This window comes from Streptomyces sp. NPDC044002, from assembly GCF_056434525.1.
In genome coordinates this window covers 1-6490 of the sequence record NZ_JBWKEZ010000004.1, presented here as the reverse complement: position 1 = coordinate 6490, position 6490 = coordinate 1, and the positions used below count along the sequence as shown (strand labels likewise).

The following is a 6490-nucleotide window of genomic DNA, read 5'->3' as shown; positions in this document are numbered from 1 at the left end:
CACACTCCCCCCCTTTGGTGCGACCCTTTTGCCCTTGGCGGACCCCACACGCTACCAACAGAGGGCCTCCGCCTGCCGGGGGGGGGCGCCGCCGCGGCGGCCCCCCCTCCCCCGATCGGCCGTGCAGCACGTCCGGCGCACCCATTGGATCCCCCGCATCCGGTGCCGGCCGTGCTGCACGGCCTTTGGCGTGTCATTGACACGCCCCCATCTGAGCAAGTACGGTCGGGACCGATCGGTCCACTAAGAATTCAGAGCATCACCAGTTCGCACACGACACCGTTCTCTTTCCATCTCGCGGGGAGATGTTTGTGTTGCTGTTCTCAGTCCTGGGATCCATAGAAATAATGAAACAGAGAGTCGCCGTGAGGCTCGGCGGCGCGATGCAGCAGACGCTCCTGGCGACCCTGCTCGCGGCCGGCGGATCGCTCGTCACCGTCGACTCCCTCATCCTCGAACTCTGGGGGACCACACCCCCCAACAAGGTCGAGAACGCCCTCCAGGCGCAGGTCAGCAGGGTCCGCAGGACCCTCGCCGCCGTGGAGCCCGAACGCCAGGGTTCGCGGGTGGTGACGAGCACCTCCGGCTACCAGTTCCTCTTCGACCGGTGGGAACTCGACGCCTACGTCTTCCTCGACACCGTGGACGCGATCCACGCGCGCTCGGGAACGGACACCCTCTCCGACCACCGCCGGAACATCACCGACCTCCGCGAGCAATTAGCGCGCTGGCGCGGCCCGGTATTCGGCGGACTGACCGGCGGGCCCATCTGCCGGACCGCCTCCACCCGATATCTGGAGGCACGGAATTCGGCACTCATTCTGCTTTACGATCTGGAACTCCGCACCGGCGGCCACGAACGGATCCTCCCGGAGCTGACCGAGCTGTACTCGCGGAACCCCAACCACGAGCAGTTCTGCATGCTCCTCATGCGGGCCCTGTACCGCTCCGGCCGGCAGCTCGACGCGCTGACCGTCTACCGCCAGTGCCGGCACAACATGATCGAGTCCCAGGGCATCGAGCCCTCCCCCGTCCTGAGCCAGTACGAGCGGGCGATCCTCACCCACGACCCGATGCTGCTCCAGGACGAGCCCTACTGGCCGGTGCCGGCCCTCGTCGCAGGCTAGCCGGGAGCCCCGCGATGGGCGACTTCCTGCTGCTGGTCGCGCACGGCAGCCGTGACCCCCGGCACGCGCGCACCGTACGCGCGCTGACCCGGCGGATCCGGTCGGCCAGGCCCGGACTGCCCGTCACCGCGGCCTTCCTGGACTTCGACCGGCCCTCCGTACCGGGCGGGCTGGAGCGGCTGGCCCGTCTCGGCGCCCGGCGCGTGGTGGTGCAGCCCCTGCTGCTGACCCGCGCCTTCCACGCCTCGGTCGACCTGCCCGGCGTACTGCGCCGGGCGCCGGCCTCCCTGACGGTGCGACAGGCCCGCGTACTGGGCCCGGACCCGCTGCTGACCGCCGTACTGGAACGCCGGCTGTACGAGGCCGGGCTCGGCCCGCAGGCACGTACGGAGACCGCCGTGGTCCTCGCGGCCGCGGGCACCACCGACCCGGACGCGGCCGCCTCGTTCGCCGGGATCGCCCGGCGGTGGCAGCGCACCGGATGGCGGGACGTACGGCCCGCGTTCGCCTCCGGCGGCGCCTTCCCCCGTACCGAGGACGCCGTACGGGCGCTGCGCGCCGGGGGCGCGGAGCGGATCGCGGTGGCCCCCTACGTCCTGGCCCCCGGCCGGCTCCCGGACCGGATCGCGGCGGGCGCCGCCGAAGCCGGGGCCGACCACCTGGGCGCCGTGCTCGGCGCCGCCCCGGAACTGGCGCGGCTCGTCCTGCTCCGGTACGACGCCGCCCGGGCCGGCGCCCTCGCCCTGACGGGCTGACGCGGGCGCCGGGCGGTCCGGGCGCTGCGGGCGCTGCGGGCGCTGCGGGCGCTGCGGGCGACGGTCAGCCGCGCAGGCCGCGGCGGCGCAGCATCCGCCGCTCCGCCGGGGCGAAGACCAGCAGTTCGACGGCGATGCCGACCAGCAGGATCAGGATGATGGCCAGGAAGATCCGGGCCATGTCGGAGGTCTCGCGCCCCGACTCCAGCAACTGGCCGAGGCCCAGGCCCAGGTCGGGCGAGCTGGCGATGATCTCGGCGGCCATCAGGGAGCGCCAGGAGAAGGCCCAGCCCTGCTTGAGCCCGGCCAGGTAGCCGGGCAGGGCGGCCGGCATCACGACGTACCGGGCGCCGCGCAGGCCGGTTGCGCCCAGCGAGCGGCCGGCCCGCAGGAACAGCGGCGGGACCTGGTCGATGCCGGAGACCAGGCCGTTGGCGATGGAGGGGGTGGCGCCGAGCAGGATGACGGCGTACATCATCGAGTTGTCCAGGCCCAGCCAGAGCACCGCCGGGGGCACCCAGGCCACCGACGGCAGGGACTGCAGGCCGGACAGGACCGGGCCGACGGCGGCGCGGACGAACCTCACCCGGGCGACGAGCAGGCCGAGCGGGGTGCCGATCGCGAGGGCCAGCAGGAACCCCGACAGGCCGCGCCAGACGCTGGTCCAGAGGACGTCGAAGAGGGTGCCCTTGAACCAGAGGTCGGCCAGGCTGTCCCAGACCGCGGACGGCGGCGGCAGCATGTGGTCCTCGGTGACCTCGGCCAGGGCGAGGACCTGCCAGGCCGTCAGCACCAGGACGACGGCCGTGAGCGGGGGCAGTGCCTTGGCCAGGAGCACCCGGCGCAGCGGGGCGCGGGTCCCCTGGCGGGTCTCCAGCGCGTCCAGCCCGGCCAGCTCGTTGGCGGCGGCCCGGGGCCTGGGGTCAGTGACGGCCATGGCGGCGGATCTCCCCACGCAGGTGTTCGGTGATCTCCAGGGACAGGTCCGCGACCGCGGCGTCCTCGATGCGGCGCGGCTGGTCGAGGTCCACGGCCCATTCGCGGGCGACGCGGCCGGGGCGGGAGGAGAGGAGGACGACGCGCTGGGCGAGGCGGACGGCCTCGCGCACGTTGTGGGTGACGAACAGGACCGATACCCCGGTCTCCTGCCAGATGCGGGTGAGTTCGCCGTGCAGGACGTCTCGGGTGATGGCGTCGAGGGCCGCGAAGGGCTCGTCCATCAGCAGGAGGCGGCTGTCCTGGGCGAGGGCCCGGGCGAGGGCGACGCGCTGGCGCATGCCGCCGGAGAGTTCGTGGACGCGCTTGCCGTAGGCGCCGCCGAGCCGGACCAGCTCCAGCAGCCGTTCGGCCTCCGTCCTGCGCCCGGCCTTGGGCACCCCGCGCAGCCGCAGCGCCAGCTCGATGTTCCTGCCCGCGGTGAGCCACGGGAACAGGGCGTGCTCCTGGAACATCAGGGCCGGACGGCCGACGGTCTCGATCGACCCGGCGGTCGGGGAGTCCAGGCCGGCCACCAGGTTCAGCAGGGTGGACTTGCCGCACCCCGAGGCCCCCAGGAGCGTGACGAACTCTCCGGGAGCGACGTCGAGGCTGATGCCGTCCAGGACGAGCTGCGGTCCGGCCGGGCCGGGAAAGGACTTCGAGACGTGCTCGATGCGGACGGCCGCGCGGGCCGTGGCGGTGCCGTGCTCCGCGTTGATGAGGGCGGTCGCCATCGCGGGTCACCTTCCTTGGTCGGCGGTGCCGAGACCCGCGTGGTCGACGGTGGGCTTGTGCAGGGAGGAGAGGACCTCGTTGAGCGGTCCGAGGTCGTAGATGCCCGTGAGGTCGGGCCGTTCCAGGAGTCCGGCCGCGACGGCGTGTTCGGCCTGGGCCTTCAGGGTGGCGGCGAGGGGGTCGTCGGTGACGAGGATCCCGGGCCAGGCCGCGTCGACGACCTCGGGCTCCAGTTCCTTGCCGCTGAGGGTCTTCAGGGCCGCGTTGGCGGAGTCCTTGGCCCGCTCCGGGTCGGCGTTGATCCACTCGTTGGTCCGCACCGTGCCGCGCAGCACGGCCTCGACCACGTCCCGGTGCTCCTTGAGGAACTTCTGCGAGACGACGACGTTCGTGATGACGAACTTCCCGCCGGGCCACAGGTCCCGCTCGTCGAGCAGGACCACCGCGCCCTCCGCGGCGAGCTTGGACGCGGTGGGCTCCGGCACCCAGGCTCCGTCGACGGCACCGGAGCGGTAGGCGTCGGGGGTGACGGTGTTGTTGGTGCGGACCACGGAGACGTCGCCCCGGCCGCCGGCCGCGTCGACCTTCCAGCCGCGCGCGGCGAGCCAGTGCAGGAACGCCACGTCCTGGGTGTTGCCCAGCTGCGGGGTGGCGATCTTCCTGCCCTTGAGGTCGTCGAGGGTCTTGATCTTGTCCGGGTTCACGACGAGCTTGACGCCGCCGGATGCGGAGCCGGAGATGATCCGCAGGTTGGAGCCCTTGGACTTCACGTACCCGTTGACGGCGGGCGAGGGGCCGATGAAACCGATGTCGACGGAGCCCGCGTTCAGGGCCTCGATCTCGGCAGGCCCGGCGTTGAAGGTGGTGGTCTTCAGGGCGGTGCCGCCCAGCTCCCGCTGGATCAGGCCCTCGCGTACGCCGACCAGGGCGGTGGCGTGGGTCAGGTTCGGGAAGTAGCCGACGCGGACCTCGGACGCGGAGAGCTTCCGGGCCCCGTCGGCGGCCCCCGGTGCGGCGTCCGGGACCCTGACCGCCCGGGATCCGTAGCCGCAGGAGGCGAGGGCGGCGGCGAGCAGCAGGGCGAGGGCCGCCGTGCGGCTGCGGCGAAGGGTGCGGGGGCGGCGGTGCGGTGGGGACATCGTCAGAGGGTCCATTCGTTCTCGTGCCCGGTGAAGGCCTCGCCCGCCATGCCCGCGGTCAGGGTGGTTCCGTCCGAGGGGTCGATGAGGAGGAAGGAGCCGGTGCGGCGGGAGTCCGCGTACGCGTCGAGCGCGAGCGGCTCGCCGGTGCGGACGACGACGCGGCCGATGTCGTTGGCCACCAGCCGGCCGGGGTCGAGGTGCTGGGACAGGTCGGCGAGGGTCAGCCGGGACGGGATCTCCCGGACGATCGCCTTGACCGTGCGGGTGGTGTGCTTGAGCAGGACGCGCTGGCCGACGGTGAGGGGCCGGTCGGCGACGTGGCAGACGGTGGCGACGACGTCCTGCGTGGTCGCCGGGGCGGCGCCGTCAGGGGCGATGAGGTCGCCGCGGGAGACGTCGACGTCGTCCTTGAGGCGCAGGGTCACCGACTGCGGGGAGCAGGCGGTGTCCACGGACTCGCCGAGGGCGTCGATGCCCTCGATGACCGAGGTGCGGCCCGACGGCAGGACGGTGACGGCCTCGCCGACGCGCAGGACGCCGGAGGCGATCTGGCCCGCGTAGCCGCGGTAGTCGGGGTGCTCGGCGGTCTGCGGGCGGATCACGTACTGGACGGGGAAGCGGGCGGGGCCGGCGGTCAGCTCGTCGCTGACGGGGACGGTCTCCAGGTGTTCCAGGACGGTCGGGCCGCCGTACCAGTCCATGTGGGCGGAGGGCTCGACGACGTTGTCGCCGGCCAGGGCCGAGATGGGGACCGCCGTGATGTCGTGGAGGCCGAGGCCGGTGGCGTAGGCGCCGAACTCGGCGGTGATCGCGGCGAAGACGCCCTCGTCGTAGCCGACGAGGTCCATCTTGTTGACAGCGAGGACGACGTGGGGGACGCGCAGGAGGGCGGCGACGGCGGCGTGCCGGCGGGTCTGCTCGATGACGCCGTTGCGGGCGTCGACGAGGACCACGGCGAGGTCGGCGGTGGAGGCGCCGGTGACCATGTTCCGGGTGTACTGCACGTGCCCGGGGGTGTCGGCGAGGATGAACCGGCGGCGGGCGGTGGCGAAGTAGCGGTAGGCCACGTCGATGGTGATGCCCTGCTCGCGTTCGGCGCGCAGGCCGTCGGTCAGCAGCGCGAGGTCCGGTGCCTCCTGGCCACGGTCGGCGGAGACCCGCTCCACGGCTTCCAACTGGTCGGCGAGGACCGATTTGGAGTCGTGGAGGAGGCGTCCGACCAGGGTGGACTTGCCGTCGTCCACGGACCCGGCGGTCGCGAAGCGCAGCAGCGTCGTCGTGTCGTCCATGGTTAGAAGTACCCTTCGCGCTTGCGGTCTTCCATCGCGGCCTCGGACAGCTTGTCGTCGGCGCGGGTCGCGCCCCGCTCGGTGAGGCGGGACACGGCGATCTCGGCGATCACGGCGTCGAGGTCGGCGGCGTCGGAGTCGACGGCGCCGGTGCAGGACATGTCACCGACGGTGCGGTAGCGGATCCTGCGGCGCTCCACCGGCTCGGTGTCCTTCGGCCCGCCCCACGCACCCGCGGTCAGCCACATCCCGCCCCGCTGGAAGACGTCGCGTTCGTGCGCGAAGTAGATCTCGGGGAGTTCGATCTCCTCGCGGGCGATGTACTGCCACACGTCGAGCTCGGTCCAGTTGGAGAGCGGGAAGACGCGCACGTGTTCGCCGGGGGCGTGGCGGCCGTTGTAGAGCTGCCACAGCTCGGGGCGCTGGCGGCGGGGGTCCCACTGGGAGAACTCGTCGCGCAGGGA

At 72.7% G+C, this 6490-nt stretch carries 7 protein-coding genes; 2 read left to right on the top strand and 5 right to left on the bottom strand.

Going from position 1 to position 6490, the window contains the following annotated elements; translation table 11 throughout:
* The first annotated feature begins 347 nt into the window (after nucleotides 1-347).
* Together AC07A6_RS04360 and AC07A6_RS04355 are read left to right on the top strand one after the other, a co-directional pair.
* On the top strand, nucleotides 348-1127 hold the full coding sequence (locus AC07A6_RS04360) for an AfsR/SARP family transcriptional regulator (RefSeq protein WP_362473035.1): 780 nt from the start codon (nucleotides 348-350) through the stop codon (nucleotides 1125-1127).
* Between the two features lie 14 nt (nucleotides 1128-1141).
* The gene (locus AC07A6_RS04355; RefSeq protein ID WP_478776026.1) at nucleotides 1142-1882 is read left to right on the top strand and encodes a sirohydrochlorin chelatase; all 741 of its coding nucleotides are present in this window, start codon (nucleotides 1142-1144) and stop codon (nucleotides 1880-1882) included.
* Between the two features lie 64 nt (nucleotides 1883-1946).
* Here the strand turns inward: AC07A6_RS04355 and AC07A6_RS04350 are convergent, their stop codons facing one another.
* From AC07A6_RS04350 to cysD, 5 genes are all read right to left on the bottom strand, one after another.
* A complete protein-coding gene (locus tag AC07A6_RS04350; protein ID WP_386275552.1) occupies nucleotides 1947-2819 on the bottom strand; it encodes an ABC transporter permease in 873 nt (290 codons plus the stop codon).
* Entirely contained in the window at nucleotides 2806-3594 is a 789-nt protein-coding gene (locus tag AC07A6_RS04345) for an ABC transporter ATP-binding protein (RefSeq protein ID WP_478776025.1), read from the bottom strand. Before AC07A6_RS04345 ends, AC07A6_RS04350 begins: the two co-directional genes overlap by 14 nt.
* A gap of 6 nt (nucleotides 3595-3600) precedes the next feature.
* On the bottom strand, nucleotides 3601-4734 hold the full coding sequence (locus AC07A6_RS04340) for an ABC transporter substrate-binding protein (RefSeq protein ID WP_478776024.1): 1134 nt from the start codon (nucleotides 4732-4734) through the stop codon (nucleotides 3601-3603).
* Nucleotides 4735-4736: 2 nt separating this feature from the next.
* Nucleotides 4737-6026 carry a sulfate adenylyltransferase subunit 1 gene (locus AC07A6_RS04335; RefSeq protein ID WP_478776023.1) on the bottom strand — a complete coding sequence of 430 codons (1290 nt, stop codon included), beginning with the start codon at nucleotides 6024-6026 and terminating at the stop codon, nucleotides 4737-4739.
* A 2-nt stretch (nucleotides 6027-6028) separates the two neighbouring features.
* Nucleotides 6029-6490 (bottom strand): sulfate adenylyltransferase subunit CysD (gene cysD / locus AC07A6_RS04330; RefSeq protein WP_478776022.1); only part of this gene is annotated, 462 nt, incomplete at its 5' end.

What these genes read in the sequence shown, in the direction of transcription:
- AC07A6_RS04360 (WP_362473035.1), top strand. Translation starts at nt 348, where the DNA reads ATGAAACAGAGAGTCGCCGTGAGGCTCGGCGGCGCGATGCAGCAGACG.
- AC07A6_RS04355 (WP_478776026.1), top strand. Translation starts at nt 1,142, where the DNA reads ATGGGCGACTTCCTGCTGCTGGTCGCGCACGGCAGCCGTGACCCCCGG.
- AC07A6_RS04350 (WP_386275552.1), bottom strand. Translation starts at nt 2,819, where the DNA reads ATGGCCGTCACTGACCCCAGGCCCCGGGCCGCCGCCAACGAGCTGGCC.
- AC07A6_RS04345 (WP_478776025.1), bottom strand. Translation starts at nt 3,594, where the DNA reads ATGGCGACCGCCCTCATCAACGCGGAGCACGGCACCGCCACGGCCCGC.
- AC07A6_RS04340 (WP_478776024.1), bottom strand. Translation starts at nt 4,734, where the DNA reads ATGTCCCCACCGCACCGCCGCCCCCGCACCCTTCGCCGCAGCCGCACG.
- AC07A6_RS04335 (WP_478776023.1), bottom strand. Translation starts at nt 6,026, where the DNA reads ATGGACGACACGACGACGCTGCTGCGCTTCGCGACCGCCGGGTCCGTG.